The 13647-nt window shown below is 55.1% G+C and carries 15 protein-coding genes; 4 read left to right on the top strand and 11 right to left on the bottom strand.

The window, feature by feature from the left end; all coding sequences use genetic code 11:
* Positions 1–51: 51 nt before the first annotated feature.
* The 4 genes from AC1RKG_RS13890 to AC1RKG_RS13875 form a co-directional block, all read right to left on the bottom strand.
* Positions 52–471, bottom strand: coding sequence for a DoxX family protein (locus AC1RKG_RS13890; protein WP_142815757.1), 420 nt, complete (start codon positions 469–471; stop codon positions 52–54).
* Positions 472–672: 201 nt separating this feature from the next.
* The gene (locus AC1RKG_RS13885; RefSeq protein ID WP_493183260.1) at positions 673–1536 is read right to left on the bottom strand and encodes an SDR family NAD(P)-dependent oxidoreductase; all 864 of its coding nucleotides are present in this window, start codon (positions 1534–1536) and stop codon (positions 673–675) included.
* Between the two features lie 41 nt (positions 1537–1577).
* Positions 1578–2567: a zinc-dependent alcohol dehydrogenase family protein gene (locus AC1RKG_RS13880; protein WP_128864453.1), complete on the bottom strand. Its 990-nt coding sequence runs from the start codon at positions 2565–2567 to the stop codon at positions 1578–1580.
* A 92-nt stretch (positions 2568–2659) separates the two neighbouring features.
* The gene (locus tag AC1RKG_RS13875; protein ID WP_128864454.1) at positions 2660–3595 is read right to left on the bottom strand and encodes an NADP-dependent oxidoreductase; all 936 of its coding nucleotides are present in this window, start codon (positions 3593–3595) and stop codon (positions 2660–2662) included.
* Between the two features lie 96 nt (positions 3596–3691).
* On the opposite strand from AC1RKG_RS13875, the gene AC1RKG_RS13870 reads away from it, so the two are divergent.
* On the top strand, positions 3692–4579 hold the full coding sequence (locus AC1RKG_RS13870) for a LysR family transcriptional regulator (protein WP_165366287.1): 888 nt from the start codon (positions 3692–3694) through the stop codon (positions 4577–4579).
* A 205-nt stretch (positions 4580–4784) separates the two neighbouring features.
* Positions 4785–5111: a gamma-glutamylcyclotransferase family protein gene (locus AC1RKG_RS13865; RefSeq protein WP_041414293.1), complete on the top strand. Its 327-nt coding sequence runs from the start codon at positions 4785–4787 to the stop codon at positions 5109–5111.
* A 62-nt stretch (positions 5112–5173) separates the two neighbouring features.
* Here the strand turns inward: AC1RKG_RS13865 and AC1RKG_RS13860 are convergent, their stop codons facing one another.
* From AC1RKG_RS13860 to AC1RKG_RS13830, 7 genes are read right to left on the bottom strand one after another with little or no spacing between them, the layout of a single operon-like run.
* Positions 5174–6169, bottom strand: a complete 996-nt coding sequence (locus AC1RKG_RS13860; protein WP_020825583.1) for an amidohydrolase family protein — start codon at positions 6167–6169, stop codon at positions 5174–5176.
* Entirely contained in the window at positions 6166–6738 is a 573-nt protein-coding gene (locus tag AC1RKG_RS13855) for a 3-hydroxyanthranilate 3,4-dioxygenase (RefSeq protein ID WP_046374308.1), read from the bottom strand. The genes AC1RKG_RS13860 and AC1RKG_RS13855 overlap by 4 nt, the downstream gene beginning before the upstream one ends.
* Before the next feature lie 39 nt (positions 6739–6777).
* Complete coding sequence (locus AC1RKG_RS13850) at positions 6778–7197, bottom strand: RidA family protein (protein WP_020825585.1); 420 nt, start codon at positions 7195–7197, stop codon at positions 6778–6780.
* Positions 7194–7976, bottom strand: a complete 783-nt coding sequence (locus AC1RKG_RS13845) for a 2-keto-4-pentenoate hydratase (RefSeq protein ID WP_201895653.1) — start codon at positions 7974–7976, stop codon at positions 7194–7196. Before AC1RKG_RS13845 ends, AC1RKG_RS13850 begins: the two co-directional genes overlap by 4 nt.
* The gene (dmpG, locus tag AC1RKG_RS13840) at positions 7973–9010 is read right to left on the bottom strand and encodes a 4-hydroxy-2-oxovalerate aldolase (protein WP_409324747.1); all 1038 of its coding nucleotides are present in this window, start codon (positions 9008–9010) and stop codon (positions 7973–7975) included. The genes AC1RKG_RS13845 and dmpG overlap by 4 nt, the downstream gene beginning before the upstream one ends.
* Complete coding sequence (locus AC1RKG_RS13835) at positions 9007–9954, bottom strand: acetaldehyde dehydrogenase (acetylating) (RefSeq protein ID WP_128864459.1); 948 nt, start codon at positions 9952–9954, stop codon at positions 9007–9009. The genes dmpG and AC1RKG_RS13835 overlap by 4 nt, the downstream gene beginning before the upstream one ends.
* Positions 9951–10721, bottom strand: a complete 771-nt coding sequence (locus AC1RKG_RS13830; protein WP_198639739.1) for a 2-keto-4-pentenoate hydratase — start codon at positions 10719–10721, stop codon at positions 9951–9953. Before AC1RKG_RS13830 ends, AC1RKG_RS13835 begins: the two co-directional genes overlap by 4 nt.
* Before the next feature lie 297 nt (positions 10722–11018).
* On the opposite strand from AC1RKG_RS13830, the gene AC1RKG_RS13825 reads away from it, so the two are divergent.
* Entirely contained in the window at positions 11019–12008 is a 990-nt protein-coding gene (locus AC1RKG_RS13825; RefSeq protein WP_493183258.1) for a LysR substrate-binding domain-containing protein, read from the top strand.
* A 150-nt stretch (positions 12009–12158) separates the two neighbouring features.
* Positions 12159–13631, top strand: coding sequence for a 2-hydroxymuconic semialdehyde dehydrogenase (locus tag AC1RKG_RS13820; RefSeq protein ID WP_259216542.1), 1473 nt, complete (start codon positions 12159–12161; stop codon positions 13629–13631).
* Positions 13632–13647 lie beyond the last annotated feature (16 nt).

Genomic DNA, 13647 nt, shown 5'->3' with positions numbered 1-13647 from the left:
GATGTGTTAGTGCATTCAGACGCTTGCCTGCGGTTTGCCGGAGAATACTGACTAAGGGTTGTTTCTATTATCCAGACTAAACCCGCCAGCCCCTAAGAGAAACAGGGCGATAAAACCACCGGACATCGTGATGTTTTTCATCAGCATCAACTGACTTTGTAGGTCGGGACCACTGTGAAAAATCAGTCCTGAGATGATACAGAATCCGAAGAACAGAATGGCGACAATCCTCGTCTGAAAGCCCAGTAAAAGAGCCACACCGCCGCCTAGCTCGGTTAATATCACCAAAGGCAATAATATTGCTGGTACGCCCATCGACGCCATATACTCAGCTGTCGCGTTATAAGCCGAAATTTTACCTATTCCAGCAATAATGAATACAGATGAGAGAAGTACTCTCATTAAAATTGACACTAAGCCGAAGAATAATTTGTTGTCGATGATATTGTCAATTTTGCCTTTTATAGACATTAACGCTTCCTCAAAATATTAAATAATATACACATTAAAAATCAACGACCGGTTTGTAATTACACACCGGGCCGCGTATTCAATGGCTCGCTGATGGTGGTGGCTAAACCCTGGGCTGGGGGAGTAATGGTTGTGGCCTGAATGAAAGTAAAGAGTGCTTAAACAGCAAACTAACGACGTTATTATCCCCCCGCATTACGCTCACATCTTCTTATTCTCAGTGCCCGCCTGTTTATTCATGATATCGTGCTCGGCGGGAGGGTTACCATATAATTGACGTAAGGATTTGGGTATATGCCCATTGTTATCGATTATATTATAATGCTCACCCACTTCAGCCGTCAGTAATGTACTGCCGGATAAGGTCTTTAAGTTAGGGGCGCTAAATAGCGCCCATACCACGCGTCCACAAAACTCAGGGCTCTCAAATCCCAATGTGTCACGGAGAGCGCGCGTTTTCGGGTCTGAGTTGGCAAGCTCAACCATCGTCTCTGTGGCTACGAAACCTGGCCATAGGGATACGGCGGAAACGTTAAAGGGGGCGAAGTGCTCGGCGTAGGAAGCGGCCAATTTATCCAGGCCAGCCTTTGAAGCGTAATAGGCTGGATCATGCACCTTCGCATCGGCATAGAAAGATACGTTGACGATTAACCCGCGCCCACCGGCAAGCAACAAGCGCGCCGCATGCCAAGTCGCAACATGATGAGAACGTAAGCCAACATCCAGTATATCGGCAAGATGGATGGTGGCTTCCCAAAAGGGTTTCACTCCCATTTGGCTGTTAAGCGTGGTGGCATTATTGACGAGGATATTGAGATAACCGTGCTTCTGCTCCACCTGTTTAAATAGGCGTGCTATCTGTGCATCGTCAGACATATCGCAAACAACCGCTACTCCTTGCCCCCCCGCGTGGGTTATTTCACTGACCACCTTTTCGACTGACTCCTGGTCACGACCCGTAACATAGACAATCGCACCTTGTCGTCCCAGTTCCTTTGCTATTCCCTTACCTATTCCTTTGCTTGATCCTGTAATAACGGCGATGACATCTTTTTCTGTTTGCATTATTTGCTCCTGATGACAAGGGCCAGGGCCTTCATCTTCGCTTAAACGGTGACAACAATTTTGCCTAGCTGGGCGTTCGCTTCTAGATATTGATGTGCCGCAACTATCTGATCAAACACAAAGGATTTCGCTATAACCGGCTTTAATTCGCCACGACTAAGCGCCGCCAAAATAAAGGTTTTAGCGTTGGCGAGGCGCGCCGCATTTCCTACAATTTCGCTGTAAGCAAATCCCCTGATTGTCAGGCCTTTCGGGATCGCCAAACTTGCCGGGAAAGGGGTGTTTTCACCGCTCAGATTACCGTACTCTATCAGCGTGCCTCCGGGCGCCAAGATCTCGCATAGCGTGGGCACACCTTCCCCCCCAATACAATCGAAGATAACTCGCGGCGGCCTATCGCCAGTGATTTCTTTAACTTCAGCTACGCTTTTCTCACCCTGAGAAGTGACAACCCATGATGCACCGATATCGAGTAACGCCTGGCGTTTGGATTCGGTTCTTGAGGTTGCTATCACCCGAGCGCCAAGCATGTTGGCAATTTGAATCGCGGCGATACCAACGCTACTGGAAGCGGCAGTGACCATGACATAGTCGCCAGAGGTCACTTCTGCAACGTCAACCAGTGCCCCATATGCCGTGATGTACTGCATCCACGCCGAGGCTGCTTGCTCCCAGGATAAATTTTCCGGATGCTTAACCACGTAACGGGCTGGGTAGTGAATAGTTTCACCATAGGTGGGCCACCGATCCATAGCCAGTGAAGGGATAACACTCACCGCGTCGCCAGGGATAAGGCCTTGCACTTGTGCACCAACGGCGTCGATAATCCCGGCCGCTTCATACCCCATTCGCTGCGGAAATACCGGAGGAAATGCATACTTACCGCGACGCAGTAGCGCCTCCGCCCGATTTAAACCGATAGCTTTCACCTTAATACTGACCTCATCGGCGGCTAAGGCAGGGAGATCCACGTCCACAATTTTTAATACATCTGGTTCACCGACACGATCAAACTGGATAACCCGCGCCATTTTGTTCCCCTTTATATAAAACACGTAAACTAATACGAATTTATGACTGGAATTTTTGACACAAAAATAAGTGTAATTTTATGCCTGTTCCATTATTTCATGCGTATGACGGTTTTCCCCCGGTATCCTCCGCTTTTGACGGAGTCCAGCGCTAACGAAGTATCCTTTAAATAAAATACTCGCGGAGGCGTGAAGGGAATCTCACCTTTGGCAATCTCTTTCGCTATAGAATTCAATTTGGCAGGGTCAAATTTCATTTGAAAAAATGTCCCTTTTCCTGGTTGGCTGTCAGGTGTTTTTTCTGCGATATCAACGGCAACTGAACTTACAATTCGGCCGTTTGGCGCCAGAGTGTTCCAGAGTGCTTCCAGGGAGCTTCCACCGACCAAGTCAAGAACGAGGTCAACTCCCTTTATCATCGATAAGGCATGAGCGTCGTTATAGTCAACGACATCTGTGGCACCTAATGACTTGACGTAATCTCTGTTTTTTTGCGAAGCCGTAGCGATGACCTTTGCCCCTGCGCGATGAGCCAAAGGAACAGCCAAAGAGCCTACTCCGCCAGCCGCACCCTGGATCAATACGGTTTGCCCAGCCGTTAATTCCCCGATATCAAATAACCCCGTCCACGCCGTCGAGCCGGCAACCGGCAGGGTTGCTGCGACGGTTTCGTCCAGATCATCGGGAATGGGGATTAACAGTTCCGGCTCAATTTCTATCGTTTCGGCAAATGCCCCGCGGTTCACAGGCTTCCCTATCACGCGATCGCCGACGTTGAAGGTGGTGACGCCAGCCCCCACTTCAACAATCTTTCCTGCGAACTCGCCACCCAAAATACAGGGAAAAGTTAATGGGAATATATGCTTAAGCAGGCCATCACGCAGTTTCCAGTCTAATGGATTAACCCCTGCGGCGGCGATCTCCACAATGACCTTGCCCGGTGAGACCTGGGGCCTGTTGATGGGCTGAATTTTGATCGTGCCCTCAGCGCCATAACTATACATAACTGCTGCTAATTGCTGATTCATGTTGATCTCCTAAGCTATTTTTTCACTATATCCGTACCAATAATAATTAATAAGATGCTAAATTATGGACGCCGCGGACCAAAAATGAGACAGCTCATGAATATGAATGCATTGCAGGACTTCATAAGTGTGATTACACACGGCAGCTTCAGCGCGGCAAGTCGCGCAACGATGACGCCTAAAGCCTCTATTTCACGGCGGATCCGTCAGTTGGAAGATGAACTGCAAACGCGCTTGTTTGAACGCACGAATACCGGTTTCACCTTGACCGCCGAAGGAACCCTGCTATTCGAGCGGATAAAGCCTTTGGTTAACGAGCTCAACGACATCAAAACTGACATGATGGAACAGACCGGTAGCCCCTCAGGAAAATTACGGATTAGCGTTCCTCCCGTTATTGCATTTGATACCTTGGGTAAACTGGCTGCTCGTTACAGAGCGCTTTACCCATTGGTCGAACTTGAACTTATTGCTGACAGCAGATTGGTTGATCCTATTCGAGAAGGTTTCGATGCCGTTATTCGTGTAAATCCGATGGCGGATGAAGAGATGATAGGTATAAAAATATTCAAAGAGACATTAATATTTGTTGCGTCACCGCAATACAGGGAACAACTGGCTTTGGGAGACCCGCTCACGGAACTTCCTTTCATCAGTATTGGAACGCACTGGAAACCGAATCAAATTAGTACCGTTTTGGAGGGGGAACCACGACATTTCAATGTGAACACGGAGTTATATATCTCCTCTCCGTTTATCACCCGTTCCACCCTCATTTCGGGAGTCGGTTCCGCACTGCTACCGGAAGCTTTGGTCGCCGATGACATCAAAGCCGGCAGGTTGCTTCACCTGGGGGTGAGTGAACAGCCAGAGCTGATTTTATGGTGCCTTTATCCGAGTAGGCGCTATGTCACCGGAAGATTAAGAGCCTTTATTGATTTATTGAAGGAAACATTTTCACAGGAAAGCAGTATTCATCATTAACGGTTCGAAAAACAAAACCGGCGATCCTGTCGGGTAAGCAGTGAATGATGGCTGCACTTAAGCGTGCAAGCAGCCATTGAACCGCTTGCAACGCTGTCCTCCAGTCCCTGGCTCGAAAATCCATTTAATTACCCGGCTAACGACTATGTTGGCTGCCGACGCTGTGCTAGTTTCTGTAGCAAATCATCAGAATGCAGGACATAACATGTTGAGTTTGTTTGTTTACGGGACGTTAGGGCCAGGGCGGCCAAACGCGCACATCATGGAAAGCATCGGCGGAAGTTGGGAAGAGGGCAGTGTGGGGGGAACGCTGCTGAATGCAGGGTGGGGCGCCGAAATGGGCTATCCGGGCATCGTGCTGGATAACAGCGGCAGCCGGGTTCAGGGTTTTCTGTTTCGTTCCGACAATCTTGCCGCCCACTGGCAAACCCTCGATGAATTTGAGGGAGAAGGTTATGAGCGGGTGGCCGTCAGTGTGACTACGGCAAGTGGCGACGTCGTCGATTCGTTTATCTACATGCTGAAGCAATAACGCCGCTGCCGTTGCCGGTGTTTAGCTCGGGAACGAGCCATCTCGTTCCCGAAATGCGGCGATTACCGGTTCGGCAAACAGAAAAACGACTGCGCGTTCTCACCCAAAATCTGACGCTTACTTTTCTCCGGCAAGGCAGAGCTGCTGACCAAATGGCCAATCTGTTGTTCCCCCAGCGGGAAGGGAGCATCGGAGCCCAGCATGACCCGTTCCGCACCCAGGGTATCCACCAGAAGCTCTAGCGCCCGTGGATCGAATACCGCGGAGTCGACGGAGAAGCGATCCAGATAGCTTGACGGTTTATGCGGGCAATCTTCTCGCACGATATCGCGCTGCTCCCAGGCGTTATCAACCCTCCCCATCAGGTAAGCAAAGCTGCCGCCCCCGTGGGCAAAGCAGAGTTTCAGGCTGCGCGGCAAGCGTTCGAAGGCGCCTGAGAGGATCAAAGAGAGGATCGCCAATTGCGTTTCCGCCGGCATTGCCACCAGCCAGGGCAGCATCCATTTCTTCATGCGCTCCGCGCCGCCCATCATATCCCAGGGATGTACCAGCACCGGGATACCCTCGTGGGCGCAGTGGGTCAGAAAGACGATCAGCGATTCATGATCCAGATCCTTTGCTCCTACGTGATTACCTATTTGCACGCCAATATGACCACACTCTTTTGCCCGGCTGGCTTCGCGGCAGGCGGCCTCGCTGTCCTGCAGGGGAACCTGCGCCAGCACCTTCAGCCGTCGCGGGTTGGCAGACGCCATCTCCAGCGCTCGATCGTTCATCAATTGGACCCAGGGCAGGGCGCGATCGAGAGCGACGTCATAGGCAAACATGACCGGCGTGGCGCACATGATCTGAATATCGATCTGCTGTTCATCCAGCTGTTCCAGGCGGCGTTCGGCATCCCACAGGGCGTCATAGACCGGCCGGAAAGGCTTATCATTGAGCATGATCTGGCCTTCGCGCCCGTGGGTTGCCAACCAGGGAGCCCGCTCAACATCCAGCCTGGCAGCCTCTTGTTGGCTGATTTTAGGGAAAAAATGCGAGTGGATATCTATTTTCATCGGGTTTCTGTTGCCTTCAGTGTGCGATGCCAGGTTTGTGCATCGCGGCTTGGGTGGATCTCGCCGCACTGGCTGCAGCGGCGTTCTTCATCGCTGGTTGCATAAAATTGTTCATAAACCGGAGGGAGATCCGCCACGATGCTCTTGAGGTTCATTTCATATCTTTTGATCAGGTTGCCGCAGGCCGCGCATGACCACTGTATGGCGTCCGGCTCATTTTCCGGGCGCATCCGTTCCAGCACCAGGCAAAGGCTGCCCTCTTCCGGGCGTTGAGGAGAATGAAGCACATGGGGTGCCATCAGGAAAATGTCCCCTTCACGCAGGTCGATGCGGTCATAACGGCCGTCATCCCAGATGTTCAGATAGGCATTCCCTTTAAACTGGTAGAAGAACTCCTCTACCGGGTTATCGTGAAAATCGGTGCGCTGGTTCGGCCCGCCGACGACGGTGACCATGTAATCGCTGTCCTGCCAGATCTGTTGGTTATTGACCGGGGGCTTGAGCCGATGCGCGTTACTGTCTAGCCAAGTATTGAAGTTGAGCGGAAATCCATATTTGAAGTTAGACATTGTTATTCTCCGATTCGTAGGGCAGAGGATGTGCACAGGTTATTTTTGGGGCTTATAGGCGATGGCCTTGATTTCAATTAACAAGTGCGGGTGGGGCAGTTGATGCACCGCCACGGTGGTGCGGGTTGGGCCGTCGTAGTCAAAATAGTCGGCATACACCGCGTTATAGCCAGCAAAATCGTTCATATTGACGAGAAAAGCGCTGATCTCGACAACATCATTCAGGTCGGCTCCGACACTGCGCAGGATGTCGCGAATATTATCGAGCACCGCGCGAGTCTGAACGTCGATAGCCAGGCGGGTTGCACCCATGGCATCGGCTTCGGCCCCGGCAATACTGTTGTCCGGCAATCTGGCACTGGTGCCGGAGACAAACAGAAAGTCGCCCGCCCGTTTCACGTGTGGAAAACGTCCGCGCGGGGCGGCTTTTCCCTTAACAACCACAGCCTGGTTAGTCATAGCTGGCCCTCGGTATGAAATGCCGTTCGCCCAAAACCGGAAATATCGACGCTGACATGTAGCCCGGGGCGTAAAGCTTCTGCTGCGGTTGCCGCACCAGCGAGGATCACCGAACCGGCAGGCAGTACGCGTTCTTGTTGATACAGCAGGCTGGCGATCTGTACCAGTGCACGCAATGGATGCCCAAGAATAGCTGCGGTGCTGCCAACCTGCACCGGACGCCCATGAAAGTTCATCACTACACCAAGGTTATCGATGGCGCGCTGCGGGTTCTGCAAGGCCCCCACGACGAATTTGGCGGATGAGCAGTTGTCGGCAATCACGTCTTCAAGGGTGAAGCGGAAATCGCGGTAACGGGAATCGATAATCTCCAGCGCAGGGCATACCCCTTCAAGCACCCGGCCGGCTTCGGCCAGGGACAGCGGGCCATTGATCTCTTTGCCGGTGATAAAACAGAGTTCAGGTTCCACGCGCGGGTGGATCAACTCGCGCAGATCCAGTGTTCCTCCTTCTTCAATCTGCATGGCATCGGTCAGTTCTCCCCAAATAAGATGGTCAACGCCCATTTGCTGCATTTTGGCGCGGCTGGTGAAACCCAGCTTCAGGCCGACGCGACGCTCTCCACGCTGCTCGCGCAGCCGGATCCCTTCAGCCTGAATCCGATAGGCCGTGGGAAGATCCAGAGCCTGCTGTCCGGTTAACTGTGCGGTGGCTTGCTGGCTGAGTGTGGCCTGGTCTAGCTGAGTGGCCAGTGCGGTAAGATCCATGATTTTGCTCATGCAATGTTCTCCTGAAGCCTGTTTCGCTGGGCCAGCAAATCCAGGGCGACGTCAACGATCATATCTTCCTGGCCGCCGACCATACGCCGACGGCCGACCTCCAATAAGATATCGGCGGTTTTAAGTTGATACTGCTCCGCCGCCTTTTCGGCATGGCGCAGGAAACTGGAGTAGACGCCGGCATACCCCAGCGACAGGCTCTCTCGATCGACGCGTACCGGACGATCCTGCAATGGACGCACCAGATCGTCTGCCGCGTCCATCAGTTGCAGCAGGTCGCAACCGTGGTTCCAGCCCGAACGTTCGGCGGTGGCGATAAAGACCTCAAGCGGCGCATTGCCGGCACCGGCGCCCTGACCGGCCAGCGAAGCGTCGACCCGCTGACAGCCTTCCTCCACTGCGACAATCGAGTTGGCGACCCCAAGCGCTAAATTATGGTGAGCGTGCATGCCGATTTCCGTGTTTTCATCGAGCACCTCGCGCAGAGCGCGGAAGCGATCGCGGATATCCTGCATCAGCATGGCACCGCCAGAATCGACCACGTACACGCAGGTGGCCCCGTAGGACTCCATCAGTTTCGCCTGCTGTGCCAGATGTTTGGGTTCAGCCATATGGGACATCATCAGAAAACCGACGGTGTCCATCCCCAGCTCACGCGCATAGCTAATGTGTTGGCGCGAAATATCCGCTTCGATGCAGTGAGTGGCGACGCGCACTACCCGCGCGCCTGCATCATAGGCATTGCGCAAATCGTGAACGGTACCGATACCCGGCAACAGCAGCGTCGCGATCCGGGCATGGCTGACTGACTCTGCGGCAGCGGCAATCCACTCGACGTCGCTGTGCGCGCCGAAGCCGTAGTTGAAGCTGGAGCCGGATAGCCCATCACCGTGGGCCACTTCGATCGAGTCGACCCCAGCGCGATCCAACGCGGTGGCGATTTGTCTGACCTGTGGCAGCGAGTAACGGTGGCGTACCGCGTGGGAACCGTCACGCAGAGTGACGTCGGAGATATAGAGTTTTTTCATCTTCATGCTCCCTGACCTTGCAGCAAACGCCTTGCGATATGCTCACCGCAGGCCAGTGCGGCTGACGTCATGATGTCGAGGTTGCCGGCGTAGGCCGGTAAATAGTGAGCGGCCCCTTCGACCTCCAGGAAGATGGAGACTTTCAGGCCACCCTGCGGCCCCAGATCCGGGTAAAGGTGCGCATCGGCCGGGGCGATGGTTTCAAACTGAATGTCCTGCTTGAGCCGATAGCCGGGAACGTACTCTTGCACTTTGGCGACCATGGCAACCACCGCCTCGGTAATCGCTTGCCGATCGCTCGGTGGCGTCAGGCAGAAAACGGTATCGCGCATCATCAAGGGCGGTTCGGCCGGGTTGAGGATAATGATGGCCTTGCCGCGCCTTGCGCCGCCTACGCTTTGCAGTGCCAGCGCGGTGGTTTCGGTAAATTCGTCGATGTTTGCGCGAGTGCCGGGCCCGGCAGAACGGCTGGAGACCGAAGCGACGATCTCGGCATAGTAAACATCGGCGACGGCGGCGACGGCGGCCACCATCGGAATGGTGGCCTGTCCGCCGCAGGTGACCATATTCAGATTGGGGGCGTCGCCCTGAGTTGCCAGATTGACTACCGGTACCACGTAGGGGCCGATGGCTGCTGGGGTCAGGTCGATTACCCGTACACCGTACTGTTGCAACAACTTATTGTGGTGCGCGTGCGCCCCGGCCGAAGTGGCGTCAAAAACCACTTTGATTTCGCTGAAATCGGGCAGCGCGAGCAGGCCATCAATGCCTTCAGACGTCGTCGCCACGCTCAGCCGATTCGCACGGGCCAGGCCGTCGGAGGCAGGATCGATTCCGACCATCGCAGCCATTTTCAGGTGCTGACCGTGGCGCAGGATCTTGATCATCAGATCGGTGCCGATGTTGCCCGAACCGATGATTGCAGCGGCAATTTGCGCTGAGTTGCTCATTGATCACCTCCTGCGGCAGGAGCGAAGCGGCCGCTGACCTGACCGAGGCCCTCAATGCGGGCGCTAAACACATCCCCAGCGCAGGCCGCTACCATCGGCCCCAATGCGCCAGTGAGGATGATATCGCCGGCTCGCAATGCGTTGCCGCGTTGCGCCAGCGTGTCCGCCAACCACAAGGCGGCAAGCAGCGGATTGCCCAGACAGGCCGCTCCGGCACCCACCGAAACCGGTTCGCCAGCGCGCTCCAGCACCATGCCGCAGCCCAGCAGATCGACGTCCTTCAACAGCACCGGGCGGTTGCCCAGCACGAACAGACCGCAGGAGGCGTTATCGGCAATGGTGTCCGCCAGCGAGATATCCCAGCCGGCGATGCGGCTATCAACCACTTCGAGAGCGGGCAGCAGATAGGCGGTGGCGCGGATCAGGTCGGCGAGCGTGTTTTTTTCATGGGGCAGATCCCGTTCAAGTACCAAGGCGATCTCGGCTTCCACCTTGGGCTGAATCAGCCGACCGGCGGCAATCTCTTCACCGTCACACAGCGCCATGTCGGCGAACAGCTGGCCGAAATCCGGTTGATTGACCCCCAGTTGGCGCTGTACCGCCGCCGACGTCAGCCCGATTTTGCTGCCCACCGGCCGGTATCCCTTTTGGATCCGCTCTTGGTTATTGACCCGCTGTACGGCATAGGCGGCATCGATATCCTGTGAACCCACCAGGTGGCGAACCGGCGCGCAGGGGCGGCCACTCTCGGCGGCCTGCCTGAGCATTTTGGCCGCTTCATGGTGTTCAGGCTTCAGTGAATTTGACACATGACTCTCCTGTTATGCGCCACGCGTGAACGTGGCCGTTTTCCCTGCGGCTGGGTATTGTCGTGAGTCATGCCCTTGAAGAAAGAGAGCGTTGGCGAACACGATTTAGCCAGCCGGCGAGAGTGGATACAGGGCAGTCTAATCAGATGGCCAATAAGCGAAAAATGAATAAAGTGGCTTTTGCTATTCCTTAAAGTTATGCCATAGTCGCCAGACTTGGTGCCTGGGCCAGACGATTTTTGGGAGTAAACGGCAATGAATGAACGTTCCCCTTTTAACGTGAGCGATATGATCCTGAACCGGCTCAAGCTGCGTCCACTGCTGATTTTTGACCGGGTATTACGCAATCAGTCGATTGCGCGTGCGGCTCGGGAACTGAATCTGACCCAGCCCGCCGTGACCAAAGCGATCCGCGAACTGGAACAACAGCTGGATACCATCCTGTTCGACCGTAATAATCGGGGCGTAACCCCAACGGACTGTGGTGTCTTGCTGGGAGAGCGGGTTAAATCGGTGATTGCCGAGCTGCGCTACCTGACCGATGAGCTGAACACCTTCAAGGGCGGCGTTACCGGCCATGTTGTGGTGGGAACGCAGATCTCGGCCAGCGCCCGTTTGTTGCCGCGCGCCATCTTGTTGCTGAAAGAGCGAGCACCCAAAATTCAGGTCACCGTACGGGAAGGGCCGCAGGATTACTTATTTCCTGCATTAGCGACCGGTGAGCTGGATGTGGTGGTAGGGCGTTTGCCCGAGCCCGATGCGCCTCTGACCGCCCGCATGGCGCTGAGTCACCGGGCATTATATTGCAACAGCCTTTGCGTGGTGGCCGGCAGCCGCCATCCGCTGGTGCAAGAAGCCAATCTTAACCTTCAACACCTTGCGTCATGGCCGTGGATCCTGCCGCCGCTCGACTCGCCGGCCCGGCGTGTGGCCGATCAATTCTTCAAGGAGTCCGGGCTGCCGGCCCCTGAAAATATCGTGGAGTCATTGTCGCTGCTGACCAACGTCAACCTGCTGGTGGATTCTTCATTCCTTGGCCTGATGCCGACCGCCGCGGCGCGGCGCTTTATTGCGGCCGGTCTGCTGTTCCAACTGCCGCTTGGCGACGTGGGCCCTTCCACCGAGGTCGGGTTTTCCATCCGTGAAGATAAGCCTTTGACGCCGGCGAGCAGGCAACTGATTGAATGCCTGAAATTGGCGGTTCAGGAAGACAATGCGTTGCCTGGCTATAACCAAACGGCATAGCAAAGCCCGCTTTATTCATTTTCACCTTATTTCTACGGCTCCCTACACTGCGTAACGATACCCGGTCGAAGCTCCCCTCCAACGGCGTTGCTTTCAGACGCCAATGGCAGGTTTCTTCGTGCCGTTTTGTGACTCAGGAGGAACAGTGCCGTGGCAATTTATCAATCCGCGCCGGATTTACCCTTGTATATCGACGGCCAGTTTGTCGATGGGATCCGGCAGTTCGACAATATCAGCCCCGTGGATGGACACCTCGTTTCGCGAGTTGCCGAAGCGGGGGAAGCGCAGGTAGCGGCAGCGGTCAAAGCCGCCCATGCCGCACTCTCCGGGCCTTGGGGGCAACTGAGCGTGCCGGAACGTGTGGCGCTATTGCACCGGGTGGCCGAGGGTATCGAAGCCCGTTTTGACGAATTTGTCGCGGCAGAAGTGGCGGACACTGGACGCCCCGAGAGTCTGGCGCGTACGCTGGACGTTCCCCGCGCCATTGCCAACTTCCGTACCTTCGCCGATCTAGCTGCAACCTCGGTCAATGAATGCTGCGAAACGCCACAGGCCGATGGTGGCCTGTTGTTCAACTATACGGTCCGCAAACCGCTAGGGGTGGTGGCCGTAATTTCTCCCTGGAATTTGCCGCTGCTGCTGCTGACCTGGAAACTCGGGCCAGCGTTGGCCATGGGTAACACCGTGGTGTGCAAACCGTCGGAAGAAACCCCCTCTTCAGCAACGCTGCTGGCGCAAGTGATGCACGCGGCCGGTTTGCCTGCCGGGGTATTTAACCTGATCCACGGTTTCGGACCGGGTTCCGCAGGCGAGTACCTTACCCGCCAGCCGGAGATTGCCGCCGTTTCCTTTACCGGCGAATCTCGTACGGGCAGCGCCATCATGAAAGCGGTGGCGGATGGCGTAAAAGAAGTCTCTTTCGAATTGGGCGGGAAAAATGCCGCGGTGGTGTTTGCCGATGCTGACTTTGAGGCGGCGGTCGCTGGCGTAGCACGCTCCTCATTTTTCAACACTGGGCAAGTGTGTTTGTGCTCTGAACGGGTTTATGTCGAGCGCCCGATCTTCGATCGTTTCGTCGCGGCATTAAAGCAACGGGCCGAAGCCTTGAAAATAGGTTATCCCGATGAGGAGGGCGTGGATCTCGGCCCGCTGGTGTCGCAAAAGCATCGGGACAAAGTGCTTTCCTACTTTGAGCTGGCCCGCACCGAGGGAGCCACCCTGATCACCGGCGGTGGGGTACCGGTATTCGGTGACGAGCGCGATAACGGCTCCTGGATCCGCCCAACCATTTGGACCGGCCTGGGCGACGACGCACGCTGCGTGCGCGAAGAGATTTTTGGACCGGTATGTCACATATCGCCTTTCGATAACGAAGAGGAAGTGCTGGCGCGGGTCAACGACAGCCAATATGGTCTGGCCTGCGCGTTATGGACCAGTCAGGTCGGGCGGGCGCATCGCCTGGCTCGGCGCGTTCATACCGGCATCGTCTGGGTTAACAGCTGGTATGCCCGCGATCTGCGCACCCCGTTTGGCGGCAGCAAACTGTCCGGCATGGGGCGCGAGGGCGGGCGTCACTCTTTGGACTTTTACTCTGAAATCAGCAATGTCTGCATAAAACTATAATCGCTCACCGGCTGCC

The organism is Serratia sp. GW822-FHT06D09 (assembly GCF_058799515.1).
This window is presented reverse-complemented; position numbering and strand designations above follow the sequence as displayed.